The organism is Kitasatospora sp. NPDC023118, assembly GCF_055560875.1.
Genome location: NZ_JBVHHW010000037.1, coordinates 37,489 through 63,713 on the forward strand (window position 1 = coordinate 37,489; position 26,225 = coordinate 63,713).

Consider the following 26,225-nt stretch of genomic DNA (forward strand, 5'->3'; position numbering starts at 1 on the left):
TTCGTCACGTCAGCGGGCTACCCGCACGCCCGCAACACTGGAACAATTCATCCCATACCAGGAGGTTTCACCCATGGATCTCACCACCCCCACCCGCATCCAACGCCTCCGCACCAAAGGCTGGCGCGCCCCCGAGAACGCCGTGTACGTCGGCCGCGGCAGCGCCTGGGGCAACGCGTGGCGCGTCGGCGCCACCACTGGCTGGACTGTCCTTCCCGGAGGGTGGATCGACCGTCGCCCGCACGGGCCCCTCACCGCCGAGCAGGCCGTCGCCAGCTTCCGCAACTCCCACACCCGCGACATCGAGTTCCTCCAGATCATCCGCGAACAGCTGGCCGGCCGGACCCTGATGTGCTGGTGCCGCGTGGGTGCGGTGTGCCATGGGGACTGGCTGCTGGATGTAGCGAACGGCACGACGCCGCTGGAGAACCTCGTAGACCGCAGAGCCAAGCCCGACTTCCTGGAGGCCTGACTGATGGCGGACTACTACGCCACTGCTGACGTGTGGATCGGCAACCTCGACAGCGAGGATGAGGCCGACCACATCACCGAGATCATCGACACCGCCCTCGGCGCCGCCGGCTACCACGCCACCGTGACCGTCACCGCCCGCCCGTACGACACCAGCGGGAACGACCAGTGACCGGCATTGACGACACCTACGGCACGCCGAGCAGCAGCGCCCGCGCGGTCCTTGAGGCCCAGCTCGAACACCGCGCCAACGCCGCCGAGATGCTCGACGCCTACCGCAAGGAAGTGCTGGCTGAAGTAACGCCCGACGCTGGGCATCTGTTGCTCGCCACCGAGTTCCGGATCCCCTGCCCGGAGCCCGCCGACCCCGGCCGGCCAGATGGTGCCCCGGTGCTGCGCCCCGAGCCGCTGAACGTTCAGAAGATCGCCGGCTACTGGGCGAGCAAGTTCCCGGACGGCTGGATGATCCTCAACCCGAACCTGGAACCAGGCGGGCAGGTGTGGACCGGCGAGCGCTGGGAGTACCGCGGGCAGGTCTTCCCTGGGGTCATGTACCGGTGGACTCGCGACGAGGCCATCACTCTCGCTGGGGAGCTGGCTGTTGAGGAGACCTGGCGTTTCGAACTGCGGCTTGCCCGCATGCGGGCCGGACGAGAGGACTGACCCGATGGCCAAGTCGGAGCGCACCCCGCGCGAGCGGATCGAGCGCGCGTTCCACGTCAGCTTCATGCTCCCGGAGCAGGCCGCCGAGCTCCTCGACGACTACGCCGCCCAGGTCCGTGACGCCGCGCTCGCCGAGGGAGTCGAGCTGATCCGGGCGCTCCCGCCAGCCACCGACACAGGGCTGGATCAGCACTGGTACCGGTTCGGTCAGAACCGCGCTGCGGACGCCCTGCTCGCCGCCCGCGCCCGGAAGGAGGCCTGACCGATGGCTGAGCCTGACCCGGACTACTGGTACTGCACCTGGTGCGGCAACCCCGTCGATGGCCCCAACGGGGTCTGTTGCCCCGAAGGCAGCAACGAACCCGCCTGGCAGGAGGAGACCCCGTGATCATCCACGTCGACCCCGACGCCTGGTACCCGGCACAGCGCGACGCTGGCCACACCAGCGCCGGCAAGCTCGCCCCCGGCCAGATCGTCATCTTCGAACGCGAGCCGTACCGCGTCATCGAGACCCGCACTGTCGACACCGTGAACTGGCCCGCCAAGTACCTCGACAGCTGGACCGAACACGGCTGCCCCGACCCGGAAACCTGGTACCAGCGGCCCGTCGTCCTGGTCCTACGCGACGAACGCGACGACACAGCCAAGACGCTGCACCTGCAGTGCTCGGCGTCCGTCAGCTGGCGAACGTTGCCCGAACACTACGCCGTGTGCCGACGCTGCGGTGAGCTTCCGCCCTGCTCCGAGGTCCACAACGAGAAGATCGCCGAGCGCGCGACCGAACGCTTCGAGCAGCAGATGGCGATCACGCCCGGCTCCTGCCACGGATGCCGGGAGCCCATCACCAGCCGGCAGAAGTACCACCGGTTCGACGGGCCGAACCTGATCCGGCCCGACCTTGGCAACGGCTCCGCGATGTTCCACCTTCGCGGATCGTGCCAGGCCGCGCTGAAGGCGTACGACAGGCAGTGGGCCGCGGCCGAGCCCGGCCGGCGCCGGAGCTTCTACTGCGACGGTCACCTGACGCACCACCACGACGACAGCAAGTCGTGCAGCAACCCCGAGTGCCCCGGCGCCGAGGTCGAGCACAAGTACGTCGAGTGGCACCGCCCCGGCGTGCACGCAAAGTGGATGGGCTGCTGGTGCGTGTCCGGTGACCCCACTGCCCGGTACGAGCGGTGGCTCGCCGACATGCGAGCCGAAAAGAACGCCCAGGGTGCCCCTGTGAGCGCCGAACAGCCCGCGTTGCCACTGGGGGAGGGGGAAGCCCTGTGAGGCCCTTCACACCCCCACCAGAGGGCTTGCGTGGCGTCTGCGAGGAGACCATGTCGAGTCGCACACGTGTACTCGATGGAGTGAAGTTGCTTGGGCCGTGGGCCGGTCCGAGGAACGCAGCAAGTTAATTCCCTGCAGCATCCTGCTATCGTCCGGCCTGTTCCCCCCACCGCCACCCGGCGTCAGCAGATGGGAAGTTCTTCTATGACCAGCGACGCCGTCGACCGTCTCCCCCAACGAGCCTTCCGGCTGATCGTCACGGGCGGAGGCACCGGTGGACACACCTACCCTGCACTGACCGCGGTGCGCACCGCACGAACCAGGCTCGCCGCTGCCGGCCGTGGTCTGGACGTGCTGTGGGTCGGTACTCGGAACAGTCTGGAGTCGCGGGTCGCGGCGAGTGAGGGGATCGAGTTCGCGGCGGTTGCCACGGGAAAGATCCGACGCCACCGAAACCCGATTAAGATGGTCTCTCCGGCGAACGTGCGGGACATGGCGCGCGTGCCGCTCGGCGTCGCCCAGGCCCGCGCAGTGGTCTCCCGGTTCCACCCCGACGTGGTGCTGGCCACGGGCGGATACGTCGCCGTGCCGGTCGGCATTGCCGCTTCACTGTGTCGCCGCCCGCTCGTCGTCCACGAGCAGACGGTGCGCCTGGGCCTGGCCAACCGCACGCTCGCGGGCCGGGCGGCTCGCATCGCGGTGTCGTCCGAGTCCACGCTGGCGCTGCTGCCGGAGACCTCCCGGCGGATCGCAGTCGTCACCGGCAACCCGGTGCGGCCCGAGGTACTGACCGGTGACGCGGACAAGGCGGTCCAGGCGCTCGGGCTGCACGGCTTCCGCCGCGACCTTCCAACTGTGTACGTCACCGGCGGCGCGCAGGGCTCGGAGCAGATCAACGGCCTCGTGGCGGAGGTTCTGCCGTGGTTGCTGACCGGCGCCAACGTGATCCACCAGTGCGGCCCGGCGAACGTCGAGGCGCTGCAGGCTCGCGCTGCGGGCCTTCCCACGGAGCTCGCCGCCCGCTACCTGCTGACCGGGTTCGTCGGGCCCGAGCTGCCCGATGTCTTGGCACTGGCCGATGTGGTGGTCTCCCGCAGCGGGGCGGGGACGATCGCGGAGCTTACCGCGCTGGGCAAAGCCGCGGTCCTGGTCCCCCTTGCCTCGTCGGCCGGCAACGAGCAGGCCCACAACGCCCGGCACCTGGAAGAAGCCGGGGCTGCCGTGGCGCTGCTGGGCGAGGTCACTGCCCAGCAGCTCCAGCAGGCCGTGGAGCCGCTGCTGGGCGACCCCGGCAGGCGTGCCGCGATGGCGCAGCGCTCCCGGGCGCAGGGCCGCCCGGACGCGGCCGAGCGACTGGTGGACGTGCTGCTGTCCACGGCCGCTGGCCACGGCTAGGGCAGGATGTTCACCGGGCACCCCCGGCCGTCCTGACGGCCTGCGCCAGAGCGGCGGTGACCAGGCGGACTTCCTCGGTCGTCATGTGCTGGTGGAACGGCAGCGACAGGATCTCCCCGCCGACCTGCTCGGTGACCGGCAGAGGCCGGTGCCACGGCTTGAAGGCGGCCTGGAGGTGGTTGGGCGGGTAGTGGACGCCCACCGCGATGTTCTGCGCGCGCATCAGCTGGAACACCTCCTCGCGGTTGGCCACCCGGACCACGCATAGGTGCGGGACGCTGCGGGCCACGTTGACGTCCACCAGGCTCACGCCGGACATGCCGTCCAGCGCCGCCTGGTAGGCGCTCCACAGCTCCTGGCGTGTCTTCTCGGTGACGGGGAAGTTGGGGAGCTGGGCCAGTCCGATGGCGGCGTTGATGGCTGACATCTGGTAGCGCAGGCCGAAGCTGTCCACGCGGTAGTTGGTGATGGTGGCGCGTTCGGCCTGGGACTGGACGACGCCGAGCATCCGCAGGGCCCGCAGGGTGTCGGCCTCGGCCGGGCTGCGCGGGATGACCATGCCGCCCTGGCCGCACGTGAGGTTCTTGATCGGGCCGAAGGAGAAGCAGGTGAGCGCTCCGGTCGCGCCGACGCGGGCGTGGTTCAGGTAGGAGCCGAAGGCGTGCGCGGCGTCCTCCACGACCGCGATGCCGTGCTCGTGGAGGGTGTCGTAGGCCGCGCCCAGGTCCACGGCCCGGCCGCCGTACAGCACGGGCAGTACCGCTCGGGTGCGGTCGGTGACGGCGGCCAGCACGGTGTCCGGCTCGACGCACAGGGTGTCCGGGTGGACCTCCACGAAGCGGGGCATCGCGCCGACGGCGAGGACGGCCTGGATGGTGGCGCAGAACGTGAGGGACGGCACGATCACCTCGTCCCCAGGGCCGACCCCTGTGGCCAGCAGTGCGCAGTGCAGGGCGGCGGTGCCGGAGGTGACGGCCACGGCATCCGGCACGCCGAGGAACCGGGCGACTTCCTCCTCGAACTGCTCGGTGACGGCGGTGTGCCCGTACTGGCCGTCAGCCAGCACACGCCCCACGGCGTCCAGTTCCGTCCCGTACAGGTAGGGGCTGGCGTTGCGTGCGGCGTCGGGCCGCGACGGGCTGGTCACGATGCCTCCTGGGTCGGTCGGATGATCGGTCGGAGCAGCGAGATGGCCCTGTCCAGGGCCAGGGATACATCTGCGGGGGACGGTCCGGCGGCGGTGATCATGCCGATCTTGTGGCCGGACTGGTCATGCGGGTGCACCGTGTCTCCAGGCTTGGCGTACAGCTCGACGCCAGTGATGCCGGGGACGGTGCAGGCTTCGGCGACTCCTTCCCACGTGGTCAGATCGCCTTCCACGTCGAGGGGGGAGCCGAGCAGTTCCACCGCCGCGTGTGCGTTGCGCGTCGGCGTCAGGTAGGCGTCGAACGGCTCACCGAGTGCGAGTGCGATGAGCGCGCCCACGACGTTGACGCCCAAGGCGGCCGCGTGCAGGCGCGGGATGCTGTCGCCGCTGAGGCGCGGGTTCGCCTCGATGATGCGCGCCTTGCCGTCCTCGTCAAGGACGAGGTCGAAGTTCGCGGGCCCGTTGACGATGCCCAGCGCACCGCACAGCCGCTCGGCGACGCCTTCAAGGTGCTGGTGCTCCGCTGGGGAGAGCTGCGCCGTGCTGATCCGCCTGACGACGCAGCTGCCGGCCACCAGGACTTGATCCTTGATGCAGGTCATGACCGACTTGCCGTCGCGCAGGAACAGGTCGATGGTCAGCTGCCGCCCCTGGACGAACTCTTCGGCGATCACGGTCCCGGAGGCGGAGTAGGCGCGCGCGTGGGCGATGGCGGCGGGCAGCTCGTCAGGGCGGGTGACGCGGGTGACGCCCTTGCTGCCCGATCCGTCCACCGGCTTGACCATGAGCGGGAAGCGCAACCCGGCCGCCTTCGCGGTGACCTCGCCGGGGTCGCCTGATGCGGCCCACCCGTACCCGGCGATGCCGCAGGACGCAACGACCTGGTGAAAGGCGGCCTTGTCGAGACCCGCCAAGGCCGCCTCGGGGTACACGTACGGCATGCCGTAGCGCAGGCCCAGGACGCGCCAGGTGGGCAGCGCGGCGTCGGTCGCGCCGACCACGATCCCTGCGGGCCGCGTATCGCCCAGCGCGTCGGCGATGGCGTCCGCGTCCCGGGTGGAGACCTGCATGGTCGCGTCGGCGAAGGGGAACGCGGGGGCGTCCGACCGCATATCGACAGCGACGGTCGGGACTCCGCGGCGTCTCGCCTCCTGGTAGAGAGGGATGTGCTCCTCCGATGCGCCGAGCACGAGCAGCGCGTTCAACGGCCAGTTCTCAGGCATGCTGCGCCTCCTACACGGGGTGGTTGATGAGCGCGGGGGTGGTCGTGGCGGCGGGGTTGCGCAGCAGCGGTGCCCACCGGTCGGGGTTGCGCCGGTACCAGTCCGCGGTCTTCGCCAGCCCGTCCGCGAGGTCCCGCGCCGGCCGGTAGCCGAGGGCGGCGGTCTTCGACCAGTCCATGGCGTAGCGGAGGTCGTTGGAGGCCCGGTCCGGGATGTAGCGCACGCAGTCCCAGCCGACGTCGAACATCCGCAGCAGGAGGCCGGTCAGCTCCTTGCTGGTCAGGTCGGTGCCGCCGCCGATGTTGTAGACCTCGCCCGGGGTGCCGGTGCGCAGCACCAGTTCGATGCCCTGGCAGTTGTCCTCAACGTGGAGCCAGTTGCGCACGTGCTGGCCGCGCCCGTGAAGGGTCAGCCTGTGGCCCTTCAGCAGACGGGTGATGAACAGCGGGATGATCTTCTCGGGGTGCTGGCGCGGCCCGTAGTTGTTGGAGGAGCGGGTGACGCACACGGGCACGCCGAACGTCTGGAAGTAGGACAGAGCCACGAGGTCGCTGGCGGCCTTCGACGCGGCGTAGGGCACGCTGGGCCGGATCGGGTCCGTCTCGGTGGCCTGGCCGGTCACCAGCGGCCCGTACACCTCGTCGGTGGACACGTGGACGAAGCGGCCGACGCCAGCCTTCCTGGCGGCCTCCAACAGGGTGTAGGTGCCCAGGACGTTGGTGCCCAGGAAGTTCCCGGTGTCGTAGAACGAGCGGTCCACGTGCGACTCGGCAGCGAAGTGCACGATCGCGGTGTGCTCCTGGGCGAGCCGGTCGACCAGCTGGGCGTCGCAGATGTTGCCGTGGACGAACGTCAGCTTGGGCGACAGCATCGCCTCGCCCAGGTTCTCGACGCTCCCGGCGTACGTGAGAGCGTCGAGCACGGTCACCTTGCTCACGTCGTCGGCGCACAGCAGGCGCCTCGCGAAGTGCGAGCCGATGAAGCCCGCACCTCCAGTGATCAGCACTCTTTCCATGGCTGGGACCTGTCCTCTCGACCTCGTGCAGGGAGGACAAGCAAACGCCTTGGCGCCTGGCCGGGGCAGGGCTCACGAACGGGGCTCACAATCGCGAAACCCGGTCCATACCCGATGAGTTGGGGCTACGCTCGGCCTCCCGGGAGAGCGGCCGCGGGGACGAGCGCCGCCCCGGAATCCACAGGTTCCGATCTGGACTTCCAAGGGGTCACCATGGCGCCACGCCGGGAGCCGAATCACCACCTTGCTCGGCTCATCGAGGAGAGCGGGGCGAGCGACGCCGCCCTCGCGCACCGCGTGAACGAACTTGCCGAACGCCGAGGCGTCAACCGCGCGTACACCCATACCTCGATCAGGAACTGGACGGACCGCGCCATGGTCCCGAAGGCGCCCGCACCGGCGCTTTTGGCCATTGCGCTCACCGAACGGCTCGGCCGAACGGTGTCACTCGATGAGATGGGGATGGCCGGCGCGCCCCCGATCACCGTCGAAACCGGCTTGAATTTCCACAGAGACCCCGATCAGGCCGTGCAACTCGCGGTCGAGTATTGGAGCACAGTGGACCGCCGGAGCTTCGTCAAGGCCAGCCCCTTCGCCCTCACCGCCTACACCACCCCGGTCACCCGCTGGCTGGCCGTCCCCACCGACCCACCACTCGCCCGCGTCGCCGGACGCCGCGTCGGCCGCGCAGACCTCGACGAACTCTGGAGCGCCGCCGAAGACGCCCGCCGCTGGGACTCCAAGTTCGGCGGAGGCAACTGGCGGGCCTCCATGGTCACCGACTGCCTCAGCCAGCGCGCCGCCCCGCTGCTGCGCGGCACCTTCACCGACAAGATCGGCACCGAGCTGTTCGCCGCCACCGCTGAACTCGCCCGCGTCGCCGCCTGGGCAGACGTCGACATGGGCCACCACGCCAGCGCCCAGTCCCACTTCGTCCAGGCCCTACGCCTCGCCCGCGCCTCCGGCGACCCCGCCGTAGGTTCCTACGTACTCGCGACCATGAGCCTGCACACCTTCCTGCGCGGCTTCACGAGCGAAGCAGTCGACATGGCCGAAGGGGCGTACGAGCGCGCCAAACACGACGCCCCCGCGAGGGTGCTCGCCTTCGCCAAACTCGCCGAGGCCCGCGCCCACGGCCGTGCCGGCGACGCACCCGCCGCAGCCGCAGCCCTCATCCGCTGCGAGCAGCTGGTCGACGCCGCCGACACCGATCCGCGCGACCCCGACTGGCTCGCCTACCTCACCCGGGCCCGCGTCGCCGCCGACGCCGCAGAGATCTACCGCGACCTCAGCCGCCCCGACGACGTGCTGCGCTGGGACCAGCAGGCCGCCGCCATGCCGGAAGGCGTCTACAGCCGCGCCGTCGGCATCCGCCAGACCGTCATCGCCACCGCCCACCTCCAACAGCGAAACCTCGAACCCAGCCTCGAAGCCGGCGAACGCGCCCTGATGATCCTCAGCAGCGTCCACTCCACCCGCAGCCGCAGCTACCTGCGCACCCTCACCACCGCACTCGACGCCTGGCGCACCGAATCTGAGGTCGCCGACTTTCTCCATCGAGCCGGACGCGTCCTCGCCGCTGGCTGAAGCTCGGGGACCCGCCAACCAGTGGGCGCGGCTGCGCAGCCAGAACGGCCTCCGCTGGCCCATCGGACACCCGAATCGAATCCGCCGTGTCGGACCGGGATGACACACTGATTCCATCCCCAACCTCGGAGGAGCCCGCCATGGACGAGACCCCACTGCCCACCGTCGTGAGCTGGACCCGCCGTCCCGCCAACCCTCACCCTCAGCTCAACGTGCAGCAGCAGGCCGCCGCAGCGTGGGAGGTGGCGGACCGGCTCGGCTACGAGGTCGTCGAGATCGATGGCGTGTCGCTGGAGACGGACGATCTCCCGCCCCGCTGAAGCGCCGGAGACAACAGCGCCCCACCCCGGGTAATCCGGAGTGGGGCGTTGCCGTGGGAGGACTGCCCCGGAGCCTACGCCCGGGCCACTGCCCGGACAAGACGTGCGCCGCATGAATTCGCAGATCAGGGCCGAACATGGCTGCGCCCTGCCGCACTTGGGAAGCAGCAGGGCGCAGCAGCACCGACGGTCAGGCGCGACCGCCGACAGGGCCCGGGCGGGGTTGGGTGCCCGGGTGCCACCCCTCGTGGCCGGGAACGCTACGCCTGCGGAACGGTAGAGTCCAGATGTCGGGCGAGACTATCCGAGCTCGAAGTACCAGGCCGATAGCCTGGATCGTGATCAACTCATAGGGTGTCGACACACAGAGATCAGCCCACACCCTTCGCATTGGGCTGTCGTGGCTCCACGCTAAACTCCGGTTGACTGGGGGAGGCGAAGCCAATGGCAGATACGGCAACAGGGACCGGATTCGAAGTTGACCCGAGCGTCGTGTTCCAGGCGTCACTTCAGTTCCTCGACACGAAGGATTTCGTCTACAACATCGCCGACGGCATCGTCGGAGACCTGGCCTCCACCGCCGGAATGGCCGGAGACGACTCCGTCGCCCACTCCTTCGCGGCCAAGTACGAGCCGGCAGCGAAGACCGTGGTCCAGGCCATCGGCAAAGCCGGGCAGGGCATGGCCACCGTCTCTAGCCGCCTGCTGACCATGGCCTCCAACTACCTCGCCGTCCAGGACAGTGTGGCAGCCGCTTTCACTGGAAAGATCAACACATCGTCAGGGCTCGCCAAGGGTGCGCAGCAGTGCGACCCGAACCAGGCACACAACAGCCTGCCGATGGTCACAGGATCCAAAGAGGTCCACGAAATCCCGATCATCGGGAAGTTCTGGCCGCAAGGTGACCCCAAGAGGCTGCGTAGCGCCGCTCACGTCTGGGAACACTGCGCCTCCTTGATCGACCAAGCGCAACGCAACGCCGGCCTTCATTCCGCCGAGGTGATCGCCAAGTGCTCGGGCGACGCAGTCGAAGGTTTCAAGACCTACGCGGCCACCGTGTTCAACGCCTGTCCGGCTGGCGGCACGACCGCGTCGTCGAAGCTCTCCCTCATGGAGAACATCTCGGCCGCCTGCCGAGAACTACAGGCCATCTGCAACGACTACGCGAAGGCAATCGACGACTGCCAGAACAAGCTCATCGAACTCGGCGTGACAGCCGGCGTGGTGACCACAGCCGGTGTCCTGCTGACGGTCTTCACCTTCGGTGGCTCCGATGCCGCGGCCGCCGCCGCCGACGCCGCCCTGGCCGCCGATGCGGCGGTCGCGGCGGAGGCTCTGGCCACAGCTGAGGCGGAGATGGCGGCCGCTGCAGCAGTCGCGGAGGCGGAAGCCATCGTGTCGTCCCTCGCCTCGCGACTCGTCGTCCTCGCCGGCACGGCCACGGCAGCAACCGCGGTGGCCGGAGTCGATGCAGCGAACGCTGCAACGCCGCCGAACCCACAGAACCCGGCTGGGCAGAGCCCCTTTGCCAACCCTGCCGTCGGCCCAATCCCGCCTCCGCCGGAACCGCGCCCGTACCCGCTCTACGACGGGGCGCAGCAGATGGCAGCCACGGCCTGGATCCAGAGCATGGACCAGCGGCCCCCGAACTACGGGAAGCCGGAGGACCGTGAGTACCAAGTGCGCATGGCAGGCCAGCCGGAACGGCTGGTCTACGGTGCGAACGGCGAGAAGGTATGGGCGGACGGCTTCCGGCCCGCCGATGGCGCGCTGATCGACGCGAAGAACGTACGCAAGAAGGGCTGCAGCCCCCGGTCCCTCCAAGGGCTGCAGGAGGGAAAGTTCAACACCCAATTCGTACTGGGCGACGACGAGTCCGAGCTCTCCCGCTACCAAGCCGCGATCGACAACCCGGCCAACCACGCCCAGTACCTGGAGATCGACACCCCCGACGAAGCGACCGTCGGATACTGGCAGTACCTGCTCGCCAAACACCACGTGAAGAGCAACGTCCGCTACGTCCCCTGACCATGGCAAGGAACCCCGTTGGACACCATCTACGTCGGCGCCGCACCCGGCACTACCTGGCCGCTCACCCCGGAAGAAGCCGAGGGACACCTCCGCGGCCGGTTCCCTGGCATGGAGTCCTGGCTTAAGCACGCCCCGGTGAGCGACAAGGACTACATCGACTTCGACGTCGAAGTCGCAGGCATGGAGCGGCAATGCAGCTACTTCGAGGGTGGCCAGCTGATTCTGCGCGATGGTGACCCGGAGGTGTGGGCTGAAACCATTGCGTGGTTCCTCGGCCTCCTGCCGCCGGATGCGCGGACGGTGGTGACGGTGGCGTCGAATCCGGACAACGTCCGGGTGGTGCCGCCTGGGTCTGGCATGCGGGATGTCGAGGACCTGCTTCAGGCGCTGTTCGACTTGGACTAGGAGCTCTCCAGGCGGCGAGGCGAGCCAAGAAAACGACGTCGCCCCACTCCGGATCAATCGGAGTGGGGCGTTGCCGTGGGAGGACTGCCTCGGAGCGTACGCCTGGCCGGCTGGACAAGGCATTGTGCCACTGAACCTGCAGGTCAGGCCGCACGGCTGCGCCCTGCCGCACTTGGGAAGCGGCAGGGCGCAGCGTGGCCAGGCGGTCGCAAAGGCCGCCCTCGGGGCCCGGAGCCCACAAGCCGGGCGTCCGGGTTGACCCCCTCGTGGCGAGGAACGCTACGCGCCCGGAACGGGGGAGTCCAGATGTCGCGCAGCGAAATCCCTGGCCGCCCGCTCCTCCACCTGCAGCTGACAGTCCCGCCACGCCGCGAACCACCGCCGCCACTCCCGATACTGCGCGTTTCGGTTGAACCACACGCCCTCCTCCGGCAATGGCGGACAGCCCTGGGGCAGTGGCGCGGCCCACTCCCGGTTCGCGGCCGGCCGTTCCGCCCGAATCACTCGGCGTTCCACGCGGATCGCGTCGTTGCCGCCACAGCCCAGCCACTCGATCGTCGTTCGGGAAGGATCCACGTCCTGCCACCACGGTGTCGACCTGCGATGCTCCTTGAAGCGCCGCGCGGGCTCGGTACTGAGCCCGACATACAGCAGCAGACCGTTCTGCTCGTACAGCCGGTACAGGCCGGTGGGGCCGTTCCAGAACACCTCGTTGCGGGCGGCGACCCGCACATCCCAGCAAGGGCGGCATCGAGCGCCCGGCCAGCGGCCGGGCCACTGCTGGCCGCAGTCACGGCACGGACCGGGGCCACCGCTGCCGATATCGGCGGAGTTCATGGACGCACCATCCCACCGGCCACTGACAGTCGACTGGGATGCGATCACCGTCCGACGTCGATGGACTGGGATAGAGACCGATGGGGGGTACACCTGGAGCGCGCCGTGCCCGCTGTGATCGCCAAGAAAATCCTCACATTCTCCCTGGTCAGCGTGCCCGTCGGCATCGTCACGGCCACCTCCGAGCACAAGGTCCCCCTCCACCAGGTCCACGCCCGGGACGGATCACGGGTCCGGTACCGCAAGTACTGCGAGCAGGAAGGCGTCGAAATCCCGGAACACGAAATCGAACGCGGCTACGAGCTCCCCGACGGCCGCACCCTCGTCCTCACCCGCGAAGACCTCGAATCTCTCCCCATGCCCGACACCAACGAGATCCGCGTCCTCGGCTTCCTCCCCGCCGAACGCGTCGACCCCCTGCACTACAACCGCGCCTACTACCTCACCACCACCACACCAGGCGCGGCCCGCCCCTATGCGCTGCTCCGTGAAGCCCTCGCGCAGAGCGGCCAGGTCGCCATCGCCCGCACCGCGATCCGCACCCGCGACAGCCTCGTCGCGATCGGCACCCGCGGCGACGTGCTGACCATGGTCACCCTCCTGTGGCCGGATGAAGTGAAGAACCCGGCCGGCCTCGCCCCCGAGACGGCCGAGCTGCGCCCGGAGGAGATCACGCTCGCCAGGCAGCTCATGGACGCGTACAGCGAGGGCTTCGACCCGGACGCGGAGCAGGACGAGTACACGGTGGCGCTGACCCGGGTGGTGGAGGCGAAGGCGGCGGGTCTGCCGGCCCCGCATGCCCCCGATGCGAGGGTGCTGGAGTCGGCCCAGGCGCTCGACCTGACTGCGCTGCTGCAGGAGGCGCTGGACCGGGCCGTCCGAGAGCATCCGAAGACTGCGGCCGGCCGACCCGCGAAGAAGGCAGCGCCCTCCAAGCGATCCGCCAGCGGGCGAGAGCGTGCGGGCGGCAAAGGGTCAGGCAGAGGCAGCCAGCTGGAGTCGTAGCGGGCCAGCTACGGCGGGCCGTCGACGGCCGGGTCTGTGCCGTTCTTCGGGGCCGCCGGTTGCCATCCCTGTGCGGCCAGGCCCTCGCGCATCCACGCCATCACGAACTCGCGGAACAGATCCACGGGGCGTTGGCCTTCCGGGAGGCCGAGGATTGCGACAAGTCGGCCGCCAGTGGTCGGCCCGGTGTCACAGTGGCGGCACAGGGAAAGGTCAACGCCGTCTCCGAGGGGGACGCGGGCGATGAGCATGACGGGGCGGTCACAGCGGGGACAGGGCGGCATGTCGTCGCAGCGGATCACTTCGACACGGTTCATGCGGACTCCTCCCTGGTGGGGGTGGCCAGGATCTGCCCGCGATCATCCGGAGTCAAGGGTTCCGGCAGAGGGGCCCGACCCCACTGCTCGAACAAATATTCGACTAGCCTGGGATGCATGAGCACGACCCTTCACCCCACCTGGTGCGACCCTGCGCACTGCACCGTCCCCGACGAGCAGCCCAGTCTCGGAGCGCGCGGCGGCGCCCACCGCTCGAAGGCGGTCCCGCTGAACTTGGAGACCGAGGCCCGCGGCGAACAGGGCTGGGTTTACGCCGGCCTCTCCCAGTCTGCGAAGCCCCGCGCCGGCGTCTTCCTCAAGTGGATCATCAACGGGGAGATCGTCGGCCACCTCCCCATCAACGACGCCGAACCCCTCGCCTGGCTCATCGCCGACGCCCTCGCCAACCTCCGCGGCGACGACCAGCCCGTCGAACACGACAAAGCGCCCGTCCGGTAGGCCGGGCGGTCTCAGCCGGGCGATGGGCGGTGTGCATCAATCCTCTTGCCAGGCTCCTGGAGCCCACTCGGGCCGGAAGTCGGGATGCCTGCTGAGTCTGTGTATATCTGTGGCGTCGCGGCCGGATTGGGGTCACCGGCGAGAGCGCGAAGGCCGGTTCGCAGTCCCGTAGCAAGCTCGCGCACCAACAAGGCCAGGGTTGAGATCATCGGAGTACCCACTCGGGCCGGTAGTCGGGATGGCTGGCGTACGGCAGCGCGAGCTTCTGCAGGATGCTCTCAGCGAGCGAACTCATGCCCCAGTTGCCGTGGTTCGGCGCGGCCTCGCACTCGTCGATGATGCGCCGCTTGGCGTTGACCTCGGTCACCACCCGTGCCGGGTCCCACCGTTCGATGTGCGCCCACTCTGCCCGATTGTTGGCGACCAGGACGGTCGGGCTGTCACTCGCCCGGTACTCGGACCCGGGGGGTTCGTGTGACTCGCGCTCGAAGGGAACGATCTGCATCCACCGACGGCTGCGTACCGGCTCGGCGCGCCACACCTCCGGCGCGAACCCACCACAACTGATGATGCGCGCTGCCTGCTCGTCCTCGTCGAGGCGGGCGCGGAGGAACGCGATCAGGGTCATTGCGCGCCCCATTCGACTTCCGATGAAGCTGATTGACGAACCGCGCACAAGCAGCCCATGCACAGGTCCAGCCAGCGTTTGCCGACCTTGCTCTCTGCGATCAGCGCTGCCTGGGCGGGGCTGTCGCAGCGAAGGCAGACGTGACCTCCATATCGGCGGCGTTGTTCGATGGCGGCCCCAGTAGCATCCTGCGGCGCCGACGGCAGAAGGGTGGGTTCTGCTGCGATCAGGCGCAGCAGTCCAGCGGCGTCGGTCGAAGCGGTCATGGTTCAACCTTTCATAGGCCCACTCACGATGCAGTGTCCTGCGGAGCGGTGGGGTCGATCAGATTCGCCGCGATGTGCATGCCTCCGAAGCGTGAGCCCATGAAGCGCGGTTTGCCATCGAGGAGCGGCTGGTCTGCCTCGGTGCGGATCCTCTCAGCGGCGTCGTGCAGCACTTCATCCCGGTAGGCATCAAGCAGGGCCGTGTAGTCGGCTTCGTCAGCGTGGCTCCCCGGGAGCGGGTGTCGCAGCAGGGCTTTCATGAGCCGTACGCGGGCGCCGGTCGGGTTTGACTCGCTGGTGTCGTTCACGGCTGCCATCCTCTCGCGGGACCGCCCGCCCCGGGTAGCCCCGTTGGGCCCGCGCCAGCTCGCGTCGGGAGCGAGGGCGAGATGGGCGAGCACGATGAGCTCGGGGAGCTGGCCGAGCTGGGTGCGGAGGCGGTCGACGATCGGGGCGGGAAGCATTCCGGTCTCCTGGTGCGCTGTGCGGCGGTGGGTCAGGTAGCGGGCTGGTAGTCGGCGATGTCGGGGAGGGCGGGGAGTGCGCGACTGGTGTCGCGGTAGATGGGCCAAGGGCGGCGCCACCAGGGCGGGTAGACGGGGGTGAGGTCGTACTCGCCGTCCTGGTCGTCGAACAGGCAGGCCTCGTCGGCCCAGCTGTCCCACTCGTCGTCGGGGCAGGTCACGGCCGGGCCTCGGTGCCGTCGAGGGCGCGGATCGTTGGACACGGCCACGACTCGGGGTAGTCGGGGTTGTAGCAGTCGCCGCAGCGGTCTTCGAACTGCTGATGGGCCGCCCGGACGGCGGCGATGCGGGCTTCGGCCTGCTCGGCGCGGGCAGTGAGCGCGGCCACGCGTTCCTGGTGGCGCTCGTCGCAACAGATGAGCGGCGCGGTGGCGGTTGCACGGTCCAACTCGGCAGCATGCCTGCTCAGCGCCTCGTCCACGATGGCTCGTGCTCCGTGGCCGCTCCGCATCCCCCACTGGGCAAGGAGGTTCAGCAGCATCGACCGGGCGTCCTGGTCGAGGTGGCCGCAATGGGACGGCGTGATCTCGGCGTCAGCCTGCTCGGCGCGGGCTTCGTGGTCGCGCTTGATCGGGTCGAGGCGGCCGGTACGGGCGCTCGCTAGGACCTGGCGCCACCTGTCGACCTCGGCTGCCGGGATCATCATCGACTGGAGTCCGGCGTATCCGGGGTGGACCGTGTGGACGAACGTGTCCAGGACAGCTTCGAGCGTCTCGGCCAGTACTTCGGTGCGGGCTTCGGCGGCGTCGAGGGCGGCTTCGGCGTCCAGCATCTGGCTACGGCGTCGCTCGCTGGTCTTCTGGGCGGCGATGAGCCTTCGGCGCTGTTCGGTCGCGCGGCGGCGGGCGGAGAGCCAGGCGGCGCGGTACCGCTCGGCGCGGCGGCCCTGCCGGCGCCACCGACCGAGTTCGTCCTCGGCGGCGCGGAGTTGCTGGGCGAGCTGCTGCTGGTAGGCGCTGGTCATGCGGCCCTCCTGGTCTGTGCACGGCGGGTGGCGCTGTGGTCGGCTTCGGCGTCGCGGCATGCCTGGCATGCGGGTTCGCCTACGCGCTGGTGGCGGCGGTAGCCGTTGTGGGTACCGCACTCGACGTGGGTGAGGAGGCGGCGTTGGTGCGCGATGTGGACGAGGTGGGCTCGGCTGCGGGCGCCGGCCTTGGCGTTGAGGCGGGCGACGGCGGCGCTGGCTGCTTGGGCGGTGATGCCGAGGCGGCGGCCGATTTGGGCGTCGGTGTGGCCGGTGGCGATGAGTTCGAGGATCTGCTGCTGGCGGGTGGTGAGCGGGAGGCTCATTGGCGCTCCAGGGTGGTGATGAGCTGGGCGAATTGGTCGTCGAGCTGGGCTTGTTCGTCTTGGTCGTGGTGCCGCCGGTTGTCGATGACGGCGAGGAGCGTGGCCGCGAGGCCGGCGCCGAGGAGGGCGCCGGCCAGGACCAGCCAGGGGCTGACGGTCACGCGGTGGGGATGCCGAGCACCGCGCGGGCGAAGTCGAGGGCGGCTTCGGGCTGCTGGCGGGCGATCCAGGACGCACGGGCGCCGGGGTCGTCGGTCCAGACCTCGCTGGCAGCCTGCTGGGCGGCGCGCACACGGTGCTCGGCGTCGTCGAGCCACGCGGCGAGCGGTCCGCGGAGGGCGATGTCGATGCGGTGATCGCCCTGGCGGATGCGCCAGGCTGCGGCGGCGAGCAAGTCGGCGGGGATGTGGCTGGGCACGGTGTGCTCCTCGGGTCGGGGTGGAGCCTGCCGCCGGGTGACGGCAGGCCGGGGCCGGTCAGCGGTAGTCGGCGAGGATCGCGGCAGCCTCGGCGGCGATGCCGGCGGCATCTACCGGGTCGGCGGCGAGCGGTTCGGGGTTGTCGCAGCGGCCGTTGGCGTAGATGCCGTACACCCAGTGCTCGCCGCGCCAGCCGGGCCGACGCAGGACCCACTCCTCGTCGTCGGCGAGGCCGGGGACGTCGATGATGATGCCGTCGTCGTGGGCGTCGAGGATGTCCCAGCCGTGGGCCACGAGTTCGATCTGGATGGCGCCGCTGAGCGGGGTGGGGATGGCGTCCCAGGTGGCGGGGTCGCCGTAGGCGGTGGTGCTCACGGGGTGTCCTCGGGGGTGTAGTTGTGGGCTGGGCAGTTGTCGTTGTGGCTGTCGGGGTCGCCGGGGAACATCGGGTCGCAGGGCGGCTGGCAGAGCTCGCGGAGGGTGTCCTCCAGGCTCCACGGGTCGTCCACGTTGAAGGGCATGGTGTGCTCCTCGGGGTGGGGCCGCCCGCGGTGGCGGGCGGCGTCGGACGTCAGGGGGTCAGGCGGCGGCCTGGAGGTCTTCGCCGGTGATGGACTCGACCAGGGCGGACATCAGCACCTCGGCGGCGGGCGGGGTGACGGCGTTGCCGTACTGGCGGACCTGCTCACGCTTGTTGCCGAGCACGGTGTAGTCGGCGCCGAACGCCATGGCGGCGCCGATCTCGCGCGGGCTGAGCATCCGGAACAGGCACTCCTCGACGTCGAGGTCGGGGGAGACCAGGGCGTGTCGGTCGACCGTGGTGACCGTGGGGGCGGGCTGGTCGGTCGGGCGGGCGGTGCCGTTGCCGTAGTACGGGACGAGCAGGCCCTCGGTCTCGCGGGTGGTCCGTGCCCGGAACGGCTCGCGCACGGGCCGGGCTTCGTCGTTCCAGGTGCCGCCCGCGGGAACGAGCATCGGCCAGGTGACGAGTGACTGGTGTCCGGCGGTGGTCAGGGTCCGGAGCGGTTCGGCGGCCGGGGTGCAGTGCTCGCCGCCGTTGCCGGTGGAGCCGTTGTTCCGCATGACCATCGCGGCTGCGGGGTGGACGAGGCCGTGGTGGTTGCCGGAGGCGCACACGGTGGCGAGCGGGTCGGAGGCGGGCCGGTGGTCGGAGCCGCCACCGCGGAGTTCGGCGAGGAACGGCTCGAACCAGGCGAGGCTGGTCTCGTTGCGGGTGGTCATGGTCCGCAGCGGGTCGTCGACCGGCGCGGCGTTCTTGCCCTCGCGGCCTTCGACTGGAACGGCGAGAGGCCGGGCGTACTTGGCGAGGCCGGCGCGGATGCGGGCGAGGGTCTTGGCGGCGAGGGGCTTGGTGCGGTCGCCGATGCGCTGGCCGGGCTGGGTCCAGTCGATGGCTGCGGCCGCGGGGAGGGCCCAGGGTTCAACGATGGTCCAGCAGCCGGGGATGGGGCAACGGTAGACGTACTGGGCGCGGTAGCGGCCCCATTCGCGGTCGGGGTTCTTCCAGGACTGGACGGCATGGATGCGGCCGTGCTCGGGGCACAGCGCGTCGGGTCGGGTCCACTTCTCGATCTGCGGGGCGCGGTTGCCCTTGAGCCAGTACATGACGTACATGCGGTCGCGGGACTGGGGGGCGAGCGGGGTACCGAAGCGGGGGCGGGCGTGCATGGAGTTGAGGTAGACGAGCCGCATGTCGTAGCCGAGGGCGCGGATAGCCATGCACCAGGCGTCGAACAACGCCCAGTTGCGGGCGTCGACGACGTTCTCGACGGCGCCGCCAAGGACGGGCCGGCCCCGCAGGCTCATCGCTTCGAGGTAGCGGGGGACGTCCCACATGGTGGCGCGGGAGCGGACGGCGGCTTCCTCGGGAAGGACTTCGCCGAACAGGTCGGGCTGCATGTCGGCGCCGCGCTTCACGCCCTTGGCGACGGAGTGGTTGGTGCACTCCGGGCTGGCCCACAGCAGGTCAGTGCGGGGGTAGCGGCGGAAGTCGATCTGGGAGATGTCGGCGCAGTCGTGGCGGACGTCGGGGAAGTTGTGCTGGTGGGTCTGGACGGCGAGGTCCCAGTGGTTGGCGGCGGTGGCGACCTGGAGGCCGGGGATGTTGTGCATGCCCTGGCTGGAGCCGCCGGCGCCGCAGAAGAAGTCGGTCACGGTGAGCATGAGTTGGTCTCCCTGGGTCAGCTGGTCGTGGTGCGGGCGGTGTTGAGCGCGGTGGCGGTGTCGCAGGGCCAGGGGCGGGTGACGTGGCCGATGCGGCTGCATTCGGTGCAGATCTGCCAGCCGCCGTGGTTGCGTGGCTGGTGCAGGCGGGTGACGGCGTCGATGGTGGCGCGGAGCCGGGCGTTCTCGGCGTCGCGGGCGTCCAGCTCGGGCTGCACGATCGCGAGCGCGACGGCGGCGATGGCGTCCACGTCGCCCCACACCGCGGCCACGGCGTTGTGGTGGTACCCAGCGACCTGAATGGGGTGTTGGGCGTCGCACTCGGCCTCGGTGAGGCCGCAGTCGTCGGGGCAGTCATGTGCGGCGCTGCGGAGGGCGGCCTCGATGCGCTCGGGGAGGCTGGGCGGCGGGGTGTCGGTCACCGGTCGCCCCCGGCGGCACGCTTGCGGGCCTCACGGGCGCGGGCCTGCAACTCGATCAGGTCCTGGCGCCTGATGGCGCGGGCCTCGACCTGCTCGGGCGAGTTCCACCAGGTGGAGTCGGTGCCGTGCTTCGGGCAGTCCGGGTGCCAGTTGCGGTGTTCGGTCACTTCCAGGCCGATGGCAAGTCGGCCGCAGGTGCAGGTGGCCATGCGGGTCTCCGTGGTGAGTGTGTGTGGCTGACTAGCAGGTGGCGTGGCCAGGGAGCTTCAGCGCATCGGCCGTGATGTGCGCGATCTCTGCGATGGTCTGTGCGTAGCCGAAGACGGTGCGGTTCAGCTCGTCTCTGACCTGCCAGCCGTCTGTGATCGGCGCCTCGGGGTGTCCGACGTGGCCGCGGCTCGGGGCCACGGGGGATCCGTATGCGTAGGGCAGTCGAGGCCGGCGCGGTTCGGGAAGGGCGAGTTCGGCTGGAGTGTGGTGCGGGGCGATGCCGATCACGTTCCAGCTGGAGTGACCGTGGGGGCCACATCGGAATGCGGTGTAGGTGCGCCCGTTGATGCTGAGCGCCTCGATGGGATGGGTGAGGTCCATGGCGAGTCTCCGTGGTGGGTGTGGTGGGCGGCCGGTGGGTGCCGGCCGCCCAGGGGGTGGGTCAGGCCTTGGCAGCGTCGAAGAGGGGGATGGCGCTGGGCTCGCTCGCGGCCGGCGTGGCGGCCGGGACCGGGGTGTCCTCGATGGGGGCCGGATCCCACTCAATCTCGGCGTCAGCCCAGTTCATTTCGAGCATGGCGTCGAGCGAGAGCATGCTCCACAAGGTTTGGCCGCAGAGTTCCCTGCTCATCCGGCCGTCGGGGTGGAGGGTGCAGTCCTGCGGCTCGTTGCCGGTCTTGTGGACGCGGAAGCGGCGGGGGCGGTCGGGCGGTTCGATGATGGTCACGCGGCGTCCTTGATCTTGCGGCGGTAGTTGGCGGAGTAGGCGATGCGCTGGTCGCGGTGACGCTCGTAGTAGGTGCGCTGGTAGCCACGCGTCTTCTCGGAGTTGGCGGCCTGCCAGTTCCGGAGTCGGTCGGCGTTCGCGCTGGCGCAGGCCGGGCAGGGCTCGGTGTGGTTGCGGAGATGGATGCGGTAGCCCGCGTAAGTGCCGCACTGGGAGCGTTCGTAGTCGGCGCGGGCCTCGACGCAGTCGGGGCAGGGGTCCTGCTTCATGCGGCGGTGGCGTTGCCAGCCGGCGTTCGTGCCGCAGAGGTTGGGCCGCTCGTCGGCGGCGGCACGGTGGGCCTCGTGTGCGGTGTTGCAGTCTCCGCAGGGAAGGTCGCCTTCGTCGCGGTGTCGGAGCCAGCCTTCGTGGGTGCCGCAGCGGACATCGAGGTGGTTGAGGAAGGCTTTCTGGCGGGCGGTGAGGGGGCGGCCGTAGCGGCGGGGCGAGGGCCAGTTCGGGTGCTGCGGGAAGTCGGTGTCCATGGCCATCGGATGGGGCTCCTAGTCGGCGCAGATGACGCAGCGGTGGTCGGCGTCGTCGTTGTCGTGGCACCGGTCGACGCAGGAGTGGCAGTAGTCGGTCAGGTGGTGGCGGGCGTGGCCGTCGTGGCGGGTGTCGGTGGCGTCGAACTGGCGGCCGCAGCGGGCGCAGGTTCCGCAGCAGATGCCGACGCAGGTGTCGGGGTCGTGGTCGAGGAGCTGGTTCATGGTGGTCTCCGTGGTTGGCGTGGCGGGCCCGTGGATGCCTGTTCGGGCGCTCGGGCGAGTCGTGGTCCGGTGCGGTGCTGCGGGGCCGTCAGGCGGGCGCCTGCGGGCCGCTGGGGGGCCGTCTCGCCGTTGAGGGCGGCGCGGATCTCGTCGAGGAGGTTGCGGGTCTGCGGGCCGAGGCAGTGATCGGCCCACTGCTCGACGTCGGTGCGGGCGGCGGCGACGAAAGCGGCGTCGGGCTGGGTGCCATTGCCGAGGTATCCGAAGTTGATCTCCAGGTAGCCGGTCCGGTCGGCCACCCAGCGGTTCAGGTCCTGCTTGTCGTCCTCGACGTGCCACGGTCCGGGTGTGGCGGCGTCGCAGCGGGCCTGGATGGCGTCGAGGTCGAGGGGCTGGCTCATCGGTGGTCCTCCATGGCAGCGGGCGTGTTGGTGGTGAACGGGCAGTCGAGGCTGCAGGGGACGCCGGCCCAGTCGAGGCTGGCGCACTCGGGGCACTGCGGGTGCGGGATGTCCAGGGCGGCGGGGTACGAGGCGCGAGCGCCGCAGATAGCGGTGATGGAGCTGCAGCAGAGGATGTGCAGCACCTCGGGCTGGGTGCTCATCGGGTGGTCTCCTCGGTGAGGGTCAGCTGGCCGGCGGCCTCGATGGCGGCTCGGCGGGTGGTGGCGGCGGTCTGCCGGTGGTGGTCGCGGTCGTAGTGCAGGTGGCAGCCCTGGCACATGGCGCGGAGGTTGGCCGGGTCGCAGTTCTCCGGCGTGTGGTCGAGGTGAGCGACGGTGAGCACGACGCGCGAACCGGTGCCGTACGCCCGACCGCCGTTGAGGTTCGGGCAGCGACCGTCGTGGGTGCCACGGCCGCACTCGCCGAGGCACTCACAGCGGCCGGCGGCCCGGTTGGTGCGGATGTCGAGGCTGATGGCGGGCCAGTTGGCGGGGTAGCGGCTGCGGTTCTCGGGGCGGATCGGCATCAGTGATCCGCCTCGGCGTGGGTGACGGTCCAGGTGCCGCCGGGCTGGCGGGTGATGGTGTCGCCGAACCGGGCAACGGTGCGGGGCTGGAAGCGGTGGGCGAGGATCGTGAGGCCGTCGGTCTGCGTGCTGACTCCGATGGCCTGGGTGGGGAGCGGTGCCCAGTGCGGCTTGGACGGGCCGACGATCTCCAACAGCTCTCCGAAGTTCTCCGGCGTGAGCGTCCACTCGGTGCGGTCGGTGTCGGTGCACGCGATGCACGGTGTGTGGCCGGCGGTGTCGGTGATCTGGAAGACGCCGCCGCCGTAGTTGAGGCGGGCGCTGTCGAGGGCCTGGCAGGCGGCGTCGGCGTGGTAGCGGCTGCTGCCGCGAATGACGAAGGCGGTGGTCACGGTGGTCTCCTCAGGCGGCGGGGCGGGTGGTTGGCGGGCTTGGCGGCCGGCGCGGACACGGCCGCCAAGCCAGAACAGGGGTCAGCCGCGGCCAGCGCGGCGGGCCAGCATGCGGGCGAGGATCTGAGCGGCACTCGGGGCAGTCCACCGATGCCAGCCAGCCAACTTGGTCCACTGCTGGTAGTGCTCCCGCTCGGGGATCCCGCAGTGGCCACAGGCCGACGGCTCAGCGATCGCACGGGAGTTGGCCATCACGCGACCCGGGCGAGGTCGAGGCGGATCAGGTCCGCGGCGCTGCCGTGCAGCACACACTTCGCGTTACTGGCGACGGCGGTGTGGACGACCTGCTGCGGGCCGAGCTCACGGCACAGGACGGACACGCGGCACAGGACGGACACGCGGCGGCCGATCTCGGGGACGGTGACGCCGAGCTCAGCGGCGAGGGCGGCGACGGTGATGGTCTGGGCAATCACGGTGGATCTCCTTGCGCAGGCGATGAATTGGCGGGTTAGGGGGAGACGGCCGGGATGGTCACGGCCGCCGAGCCAGCTGCGGGGTCAGGCGCTGTGCGGCCAGATGGTGATCGCGGCGTTGCCGAACTCCAGGGCTGCGAAGCCCTCGATGTCGGCCGTCGACCGGGCGATGCCGATCACACGGATCAGACCCGAGTGGTCGTTGTCCGTGATCGTGGAGCCCTCGGAGCGGATAGCGTCGTAGACGATGGTCCGGAGGTCGCCACCGGTGGTGCATTCGTGGCGCTCGACGATCTGGTGGTTGCGAAGGACGTTGACGCGGTACATCACGACTCCTGCGAGGCGAGGGCGAGGTGGCGGGTCACGGATCGGCTTACGGGCGGCGCGCGGGCGGGGTGATGAGGGGCCGGTTAGGCGGCGAGCGCCAGGCGGGCGAACAGCTCGGCGGCGGCCTTGTTGGTCTTCGGCCGGTACACGGCCAGCGCGGCGGTGATCTGGTTGCCAGTTAGGTGGGACTCGGTGCTCGGCGAACTCGGCCTTCTAGGAACCTCGGGCCGGCCGACTCCGACAGCTCGCCCACCAGTTCCCAGCCCAGACGGCGGAGTTCCGTCGTGAGGTCGCGGTCCATGTCGAAGGGCAGCACCTCGAACTGCTCCTTGGCGTTGTCGGCCTCGCGGATCACGGTGATCATGTCCCTGCGCTCGGTGCCCCCGCGCGGGGTGCGGACGAAGCGGTCGATCTCGACGCGGTATCCGGGCTTCGGCATGCCCTTCATGGGGCAGCGGCGCGACCAGTCGGCCAAGCGGATGACGGCCCGCTTGCCGAGCAGGTTGCTCTCGCAGTCCACGACGATCGTCTTGGCGGTCACCTTGATGACAGTGCCGGTGCGCCAGACCTCACCGAGGCCGCCGTATCCGTTGTCGTTGGTCCAGAACCGGATGGTGTCTCCGGGCTGGAAGTCCTTGAAGGCGGCGAACTGGAAGTCCTGCTCGGTCACGGATGGCTCCTGACGGTGGATGTTCGGGGTGGTCGGGGAGTCGGCCTGCGTGGTCTACGCGCACTCCGCGAACGAGGCCTGCGAGACCAGGCCGGCGGTGGCCTTGTAGGTGTTGAGTCCGGCGATGAGCGCGGGGTCGGTGGCCGCGTACACGAAGACGTGGATCCATCGGCCGGTGGTGCGGTGTCGCACCCATGCCTTCGGCGCGTCCTGGCCGTTGTGGGTGGCGCGGTAGGCCTTGGCGACGTGCCGGCCGTACCAGGAGGCCTGGCCGTCGGGGAGCTGGATGCCGAGGCGGTCGAGCATGTCGCTGGTGCGGATCAGGCCGTTCAGCTGGCCGTTGAGGATCACGTACGCCCTGTCGAGGGTGATGCGGGCGGCGGTGCGGATCGCGTTGGTGGTGCGGCGGACGAGCTTGCGGGCCTTGGCGGTCATGACTGCCTCCGGGACTTCGGAGGGCTTCCGGCCTCTCCGTGTAGCTACACGATAGACCAGCATGTAGCTACACGGCAAGTGGGCTGGTGGAAGTTCTGTAGCTACACATTGGGGGACGGTCTCATTGCCCGTGTAGCTACGTCCAGATAGCCTGAGCCCATGACACCCGTAAAGGCCACCCATACCCCGCCGCGACAGATGCGCATCCCCGACGACGAATGGCTGCCGTTCGACGACGCCACCAAGAGCCTGGAAGCCACCCGCGCAGAAGTCGTCCGCGACTTCATCCGCTGGTACCTCCGCCGCCCCGGCGCCAAGCTCCCGGCCCGCCCGGAAGCCGGCCCCTGGACCACGCCCAAGGCTGCCGACGAAAAGCCCGCTGCCCCGAACTGACCCGCCCCACCCCGCCAGTCGCCGGCCCGCTACGCCGAGCGGCCCTTCGTGCTGCCCGCGCCCAGTCACCGCGCCGCCCCAAGAAAGCGCCGCACCGGAATCCCCGCAGCCTCCGCCCGCAGCACACAATCCGCCGTGCCACGACTGCCCGGCAACAGGAACGCGAGCGCCAACCGCGCCCCCGCGTCGACCATCGCCTGATTCCGCCGCGGGCCAGCCGCCGGACAAAACTCCGACCCATCGCGCCGGCGGCGCCGATGACCCGGCCAGCATTCCGGCCCGCAGTTGTCCCAATCGGCCTCGAACGGGTCGCACAAGATGCCGGCCCGATCGGCCCACTCGGCCGCGAACCTGTCCGCCCCGGTCAGGCAACCGCCGTGAACCACCACAATCGGCCGCCACAACCGGAACGCCACCCCGAGCGCCCACTCCAGCCGCGCCCGATCCGACCACGCCCGCGAACCAGTCACCAGAATCCGAGAAGGACCGGTCACGACAGCACCCCCGCATCCACCAGCCGCGCCACATGCAGCGTCCGCGGCATCACATCGCCGCCGTGCACCGGCCGGCACCACACACCCACCGCCGCACCACAAACCCGACACGACGCCCCAAGACCCGGCTGGCGCACCATCAGAAGCTCTGCCGCGTGCTCATCCCGCACCCGCTCCGCATCCCGCATCGACTGGCGCAGCTGCGCCCCGGCGCTAGCCAGACAGCGCTTCAGGTGCTCCACACCGCGGCGCAGTTCGGCCGCCTCGACCGGCGTCAGGCAGCGGCGCTCGGCGGCGTCGAGAAGCTCCCCGAGACGGGCCGCGGACGGTGGGGGAGCGGCTAGAGGGGCCGCCTGCTTGGGAACTGCAGTGGCACTGTGCGCCATGATGGCCTCAAATCAGGGAGAAAAGGTGCCCCTATGGTTTTCGTCAAGCGGCGGTGACGGCCGGGGGTTCATAGAGGGTGCCGTCTCGGAGCATGGCGAAGAGCACGTCGATGCGTC

46 protein-coding genes are annotated in these 26,225 nt (G+C 70.0%); 14 read left to right on the forward strand and 32 right to left on the reverse strand.

Annotation, left to right across the window (positions count from 1 at the left end; genetic code table 11):
• Positions 1–73: 73 nt before the first annotated feature.
• The 7 genes from ACZ3UD_RS33000 (at position 74) to ACZ3UD_RS33030 (ending at position 3,804) form a co-directional block, all read left to right on the forward strand.
• Positions 74–472 (forward strand): DUF4326 domain-containing protein, encoded by a 399-nt coding sequence (locus ACZ3UD_RS33000; RefSeq protein ID WP_465596119.1) that lies wholly within the window; start codon positions 74–76, stop codon positions 470–472.
• Between the two features lie 3 nt (positions 473–475).
• The gene (locus tag ACZ3UD_RS33005; RefSeq protein WP_465596122.1) at positions 476–643 is read left to right on the forward strand and encodes a hypothetical protein; all 168 of its coding nucleotides are present in this window, start codon (positions 476–478) and stop codon (positions 641–643) included.
• The gene (locus ACZ3UD_RS33010; RefSeq protein ID WP_465596124.1) at positions 640–1,134 is read left to right on the forward strand and encodes a hypothetical protein; all 495 of its coding nucleotides are present in this window, start codon (positions 640–642) and stop codon (positions 1,132–1,134) included. The genes ACZ3UD_RS33005 and ACZ3UD_RS33010 overlap by 4 nt, the downstream gene beginning before the upstream one ends.
• A gap of 4 nt (positions 1,135–1,138) precedes the next feature.
• Positions 1,139–1,396 carry a hypothetical protein gene (locus ACZ3UD_RS33015; protein ID WP_465596127.1) on the forward strand — a complete coding sequence of 86 codons (258 nt, stop codon included), beginning with the start codon at positions 1,139–1,141 and terminating at the stop codon, positions 1,394–1,396.
• Between the two features lie 3 nt (positions 1,397–1,399).
• On the forward strand, positions 1,400–1,522 hold the full coding sequence (locus tag ACZ3UD_RS33020; RefSeq protein ID WP_465596132.1) for a hypothetical protein: 123 nt from the start codon (positions 1,400–1,402) through the stop codon (positions 1,520–1,522).
• Positions 1,519–2,409 carry a hypothetical protein gene (locus tag ACZ3UD_RS33025; protein ID WP_465596137.1) on the forward strand — a complete coding sequence of 297 codons (891 nt, stop codon included), beginning with the start codon at positions 1,519–1,521 and terminating at the stop codon, positions 2,407–2,409. The genes ACZ3UD_RS33020 and ACZ3UD_RS33025 overlap by 4 nt, the downstream gene beginning before the upstream one ends.
• Positions 2,410–2,613: 204 nt before the next feature.
• Positions 2,614–3,804: a UDP-N-acetylglucosamine--N-acetylmuramyl-(pentapeptide) pyrophosphoryl-undecaprenol N-acetylglucosamine transferase gene (locus tag ACZ3UD_RS33030; protein WP_465596140.1), complete on the forward strand. Its 1,191-nt coding sequence runs from the start codon at positions 2,614–2,616 to the stop codon at positions 3,802–3,804.
• A gap of 10 nt (positions 3,805–3,814) precedes the next feature.
• Here the strand turns inward: ACZ3UD_RS33030 and ACZ3UD_RS33035 are convergent, their stop codons facing one another.
• Genes ACZ3UD_RS33035 through rfbB form a run of 3 tightly spaced genes read right to left on the reverse strand, consistent with a single transcriptional unit; the run spans position 3,815 to position 7,189 of the window.
• Positions 3,815–4,951 (reverse strand): DegT/DnrJ/EryC1/StrS family aminotransferase, encoded by a 1,137-nt coding sequence (locus tag ACZ3UD_RS33035; RefSeq protein ID WP_465596143.1) that lies wholly within the window; start codon positions 4,949–4,951, stop codon positions 3,815–3,817.
• Entirely contained in the window at positions 4,948–6,174 is a 1,227-nt protein-coding gene (locus tag ACZ3UD_RS33040) for an ATP-grasp domain-containing protein (RefSeq protein WP_465596146.1), read from the reverse strand. Before ACZ3UD_RS33040 ends, ACZ3UD_RS33035 begins: the two co-directional genes overlap by 4 nt.
• Before the next feature lie 10 nt (positions 6,175–6,184).
• Positions 6,185–7,189 (reverse strand): dTDP-glucose 4,6-dehydratase, encoded by a 1,005-nt coding sequence (gene rfbB, locus ACZ3UD_RS33045; RefSeq protein ID WP_465596148.1) that lies wholly within the window; start codon positions 7,187–7,189, stop codon positions 6,185–6,187.
• A gap of 528 nt (positions 7,190–7,717) precedes the next feature.
• Here rfbB and ACZ3UD_RS33050 point away from each other — a divergent pair.
• The 4 genes from ACZ3UD_RS33050 (at position 7,718) to ACZ3UD_RS33065 (ending at position 11,532) form a co-directional block, all read left to right on the forward strand.
• Positions 7,718–8,776, forward strand: coding sequence for a sporulation protein (locus tag ACZ3UD_RS33050; RefSeq protein WP_465596151.1), 1,059 nt, complete (start codon positions 7,718–7,720; stop codon positions 8,774–8,776).
• Between the two features lie 140 nt (positions 8,777–8,916).
• On the forward strand, positions 8,917–9,096 hold the full coding sequence (locus ACZ3UD_RS33055; RefSeq protein ID WP_465596154.1) for a hypothetical protein: 180 nt from the start codon (positions 8,917–8,919) through the stop codon (positions 9,094–9,096).
• Positions 9,097–9,540: 444 nt separating this feature from the next.
• Entirely contained in the window at positions 9,541–11,124 is a 1,584-nt protein-coding gene (locus tag ACZ3UD_RS33060) for a restriction endonuclease fold toxin-2 domain-containing protein (RefSeq protein ID WP_465596157.1), read from the forward strand.
• Between the two features lie 18 nt (positions 11,125–11,142).
• Positions 11,143–11,532 (forward strand): hypothetical protein, encoded by a 390-nt coding sequence (locus tag ACZ3UD_RS33065; protein WP_465596160.1) that lies wholly within the window; start codon positions 11,143–11,145, stop codon positions 11,530–11,532.
• 279 nt (positions 11,533–11,811) lie between these two features.
• Here the strand turns inward: ACZ3UD_RS33065 and ACZ3UD_RS33070 are convergent, their stop codons facing one another.
• Positions 11,812–12,369, reverse strand: coding sequence for a GIY-YIG nuclease family protein (locus ACZ3UD_RS33070; RefSeq protein ID WP_465596163.1), 558 nt, complete (start codon positions 12,367–12,369; stop codon positions 11,812–11,814).
• A 105-nt stretch (positions 12,370–12,474) separates the two neighbouring features.
• Between ACZ3UD_RS33070 and ku the strand changes: the two genes are divergently transcribed.
• On the forward strand, positions 12,475–13,374 hold the full coding sequence (ku, locus tag ACZ3UD_RS33075; RefSeq protein WP_465596166.1) for a non-homologous end joining protein Ku: 900 nt from the start codon (positions 12,475–12,477) through the stop codon (positions 13,372–13,374).
• An 8-nt stretch (positions 13,375–13,382) separates the two neighbouring features.
• Here the strand turns inward: ku and ACZ3UD_RS33080 are convergent, their stop codons facing one another.
• Positions 13,383–13,691, reverse strand: coding sequence for a DUF6300 family protein (locus tag ACZ3UD_RS33080; RefSeq protein ID WP_465596169.1), 309 nt, complete (start codon positions 13,689–13,691; stop codon positions 13,383–13,385).
• Between the two features lie 117 nt (positions 13,692–13,808).
• Between ACZ3UD_RS33080 and ACZ3UD_RS33085 the strand changes: the two genes are divergently transcribed.
• Positions 13,809–14,150: a hypothetical protein gene (locus ACZ3UD_RS33085; protein ID WP_465596172.1), complete on the forward strand. Its 342-nt coding sequence runs from the start codon at positions 13,809–13,811 to the stop codon at positions 14,148–14,150.
• Between the two features lie 205 nt (positions 14,151–14,355).
• On the opposite strand, the gene ACZ3UD_RS33090 is transcribed toward ACZ3UD_RS33085, so the two are convergent.
• From ACZ3UD_RS33090 to ACZ3UD_RS33210, 25 genes are all read right to left on the reverse strand, one after another.
• Complete coding sequence (locus ACZ3UD_RS33090) at positions 14,356–14,778, reverse strand: DUF6221 family protein (RefSeq protein WP_465596175.1); 423 nt, start codon at positions 14,776–14,778, stop codon at positions 14,356–14,358.
• Positions 14,775–15,044 carry a hypothetical protein gene (locus ACZ3UD_RS33095; RefSeq protein WP_465596178.1) on the reverse strand — a complete coding sequence of 90 codons (270 nt, stop codon included), beginning with the start codon at positions 15,042–15,044 and terminating at the stop codon, positions 14,775–14,777. Before ACZ3UD_RS33095 ends, ACZ3UD_RS33090 begins: the two co-directional genes overlap by 4 nt.
• Positions 15,045–15,067: 23 nt before the next feature.
• Positions 15,068–15,352, reverse strand: coding sequence for a hypothetical protein (locus tag ACZ3UD_RS33100; RefSeq protein WP_465596181.1), 285 nt, complete (start codon positions 15,350–15,352; stop codon positions 15,068–15,070).
• A gap of 188 nt (positions 15,353–15,540) precedes the next feature.
• Entirely contained in the window at positions 15,541–15,729 is a 189-nt protein-coding gene (locus tag ACZ3UD_RS33105) for a hypothetical protein (RefSeq protein ID WP_465596184.1), read from the reverse strand.
• Entirely contained in the window at positions 15,726–16,532 is an 807-nt protein-coding gene (locus ACZ3UD_RS33110) for a hypothetical protein (RefSeq protein WP_465596187.1), read from the reverse strand. Before ACZ3UD_RS33110 ends, ACZ3UD_RS33105 begins: the two co-directional genes overlap by 4 nt.
• Positions 16,529–16,858 carry a response regulator transcription factor gene (locus ACZ3UD_RS33115; RefSeq protein WP_465596190.1) on the reverse strand — a complete coding sequence of 110 codons (330 nt, stop codon included), beginning with the start codon at positions 16,856–16,858 and terminating at the stop codon, positions 16,529–16,531. Before ACZ3UD_RS33115 ends, ACZ3UD_RS33110 begins: the two co-directional genes overlap by 4 nt.
• Complete coding sequence (locus ACZ3UD_RS33120; protein ID WP_465596193.1) at positions 16,855–17,019, reverse strand: hypothetical protein; 165 nt, start codon at positions 17,017–17,019, stop codon at positions 16,855–16,857. Before ACZ3UD_RS33120 ends, ACZ3UD_RS33115 begins: the two co-directional genes overlap by 4 nt.
• Complete coding sequence (locus ACZ3UD_RS33125; protein WP_465596196.1) at positions 17,016–17,276, reverse strand: hypothetical protein; 261 nt, start codon at positions 17,274–17,276, stop codon at positions 17,016–17,018. Before ACZ3UD_RS33125 ends, ACZ3UD_RS33120 begins: the two co-directional genes overlap by 4 nt.
• Before the next feature lie 58 nt (positions 17,277–17,334).
• Complete coding sequence (locus ACZ3UD_RS33130) at positions 17,335–17,652, reverse strand: hypothetical protein (RefSeq protein ID WP_465596199.1); 318 nt, start codon at positions 17,650–17,652, stop codon at positions 17,335–17,337.
• Entirely contained in the window at positions 17,649–17,798 is a 150-nt protein-coding gene (locus ACZ3UD_RS33135; RefSeq protein ID WP_465596202.1) for a hypothetical protein, read from the reverse strand. The genes ACZ3UD_RS33130 and ACZ3UD_RS33135 overlap by 4 nt, the downstream gene beginning before the upstream one ends.
• A gap of 58 nt (positions 17,799–17,856) precedes the next feature.
• Positions 17,857–19,461 carry a DNA cytosine methyltransferase gene (locus ACZ3UD_RS33140; RefSeq protein WP_465596205.1) on the reverse strand — a complete coding sequence of 535 codons (1,605 nt, stop codon included), beginning with the start codon at positions 19,459–19,461 and terminating at the stop codon, positions 17,857–17,859.
• Positions 19,462–19,478: 17 nt separating this feature from the next.
• Positions 19,479–19,883, reverse strand: a complete 405-nt coding sequence (locus ACZ3UD_RS33145; RefSeq protein WP_465596208.1) for a hypothetical protein — start codon at positions 19,881–19,883, stop codon at positions 19,479–19,481.
• Complete coding sequence (locus ACZ3UD_RS33150; RefSeq protein WP_465596211.1) at positions 19,880–20,092, reverse strand: hypothetical protein; 213 nt, start codon at positions 20,090–20,092, stop codon at positions 19,880–19,882. The genes ACZ3UD_RS33145 and ACZ3UD_RS33150 overlap by 4 nt, the downstream gene beginning before the upstream one ends.
• A 31-nt stretch (positions 20,093–20,123) precedes the next feature.
• Entirely contained in the window at positions 20,124–20,474 is a 351-nt protein-coding gene (locus tag ACZ3UD_RS33155; RefSeq protein ID WP_465596214.1) for a hypothetical protein, read from the reverse strand.
• 61 nt (positions 20,475–20,535) lie between these two features.
• On the reverse strand, positions 20,536–20,820 hold the full coding sequence (locus ACZ3UD_RS33160; RefSeq protein WP_465596217.1) for a hypothetical protein: 285 nt from the start codon (positions 20,818–20,820) through the stop codon (positions 20,536–20,538).
• A complete protein-coding gene (locus ACZ3UD_RS33165) occupies positions 20,817–21,350 on the reverse strand; it encodes a hypothetical protein (protein ID WP_465596220.1) in 534 nt (177 codons plus the stop codon). The genes ACZ3UD_RS33160 and ACZ3UD_RS33165 overlap by 4 nt, the downstream gene beginning before the upstream one ends.
• 12 nt (positions 21,351–21,362) lie before the next feature.
• Positions 21,363–21,569: a hypothetical protein gene (locus ACZ3UD_RS33170; RefSeq protein WP_465596223.1), complete on the reverse strand. Its 207-nt coding sequence runs from the start codon at positions 21,567–21,569 to the stop codon at positions 21,363–21,365.
• Complete coding sequence (locus ACZ3UD_RS33175) at positions 21,566–21,970, reverse strand: hypothetical protein (RefSeq protein ID WP_465596225.1); 405 nt, start codon at positions 21,968–21,970, stop codon at positions 21,566–21,568. The genes ACZ3UD_RS33170 and ACZ3UD_RS33175 overlap by 4 nt, the downstream gene beginning before the upstream one ends.
• Positions 21,967–22,173 (reverse strand): hypothetical protein, encoded by a 207-nt coding sequence (locus tag ACZ3UD_RS33180; RefSeq protein WP_465596228.1) that lies wholly within the window; start codon positions 22,171–22,173, stop codon positions 21,967–21,969. The genes ACZ3UD_RS33175 and ACZ3UD_RS33180 overlap by 4 nt, the downstream gene beginning before the upstream one ends.
• The gene (locus ACZ3UD_RS33185) at positions 22,170–22,538 is read right to left on the reverse strand and encodes a hypothetical protein (protein WP_465596231.1); all 369 of its coding nucleotides are present in this window, start codon (positions 22,536–22,538) and stop codon (positions 22,170–22,172) included. The genes ACZ3UD_RS33180 and ACZ3UD_RS33185 overlap by 4 nt, the downstream gene beginning before the upstream one ends.
• On the reverse strand, positions 22,538–22,930 hold the full coding sequence (locus tag ACZ3UD_RS33190) for a hypothetical protein (RefSeq protein WP_465596234.1): 393 nt from the start codon (positions 22,928–22,930) through the stop codon (positions 22,538–22,540). The genes ACZ3UD_RS33185 and ACZ3UD_RS33190 overlap by 1 nt, the downstream gene beginning before the upstream one ends.
• 251 nt (positions 22,931–23,181) lie before the next feature.
• Positions 23,182–23,403, reverse strand: a complete 222-nt coding sequence (locus tag ACZ3UD_RS33195; RefSeq protein WP_465596237.1) for a hypothetical protein — start codon at positions 23,401–23,403, stop codon at positions 23,182–23,184.
• 84 nt (positions 23,404–23,487) lie between these two features.
• Complete coding sequence (locus ACZ3UD_RS33200) at positions 23,488–23,730, reverse strand: hypothetical protein (protein WP_465596240.1); 243 nt, start codon at positions 23,728–23,730, stop codon at positions 23,488–23,490.
• A 178-nt stretch (positions 23,731–23,908) separates the two neighbouring features.
• The gene (locus tag ACZ3UD_RS33205; protein ID WP_465596243.1) at positions 23,909–24,400 is read right to left on the reverse strand and encodes a hypothetical protein; all 492 of its coding nucleotides are present in this window, start codon (positions 24,398–24,400) and stop codon (positions 23,909–23,911) included.
• Between the two features lie 54 nt (positions 24,401–24,454).
• Positions 24,455–24,835 carry a hypothetical protein gene (locus ACZ3UD_RS33210; protein ID WP_465596246.1) on the reverse strand — a complete coding sequence of 127 codons (381 nt, stop codon included), beginning with the start codon at positions 24,833–24,835 and terminating at the stop codon, positions 24,455–24,457.
• 159 nt (positions 24,836–24,994) lie between these two features.
• On the opposite strand from ACZ3UD_RS33210, the gene ACZ3UD_RS33215 reads away from it, so the two are divergent.
• On the forward strand, positions 24,995–25,228 hold the full coding sequence (locus ACZ3UD_RS33215; RefSeq protein WP_465596249.1) for a hypothetical protein: 234 nt from the start codon (positions 24,995–24,997) through the stop codon (positions 25,226–25,228).
• A gap of 65 nt (positions 25,229–25,293) precedes the next feature.
• On the opposite strand, the gene ACZ3UD_RS33220 is transcribed toward ACZ3UD_RS33215, so the two are convergent.
• Complete coding sequence (locus ACZ3UD_RS33220; RefSeq protein ID WP_465596252.1) at positions 25,294–25,833, reverse strand: DUF2493 domain-containing protein; 540 nt, start codon at positions 25,831–25,833, stop codon at positions 25,294–25,296.
• Positions 25,719–26,108, reverse strand: coding sequence for a hypothetical protein (locus ACZ3UD_RS33225; protein ID WP_465596258.1), 390 nt, complete (start codon positions 26,106–26,108; stop codon positions 25,719–25,721). The genes ACZ3UD_RS33220 and ACZ3UD_RS33225 overlap by 115 nt, the downstream gene beginning before the upstream one ends.
• Positions 26,109–26,225 lie beyond the last annotated feature (117 nt).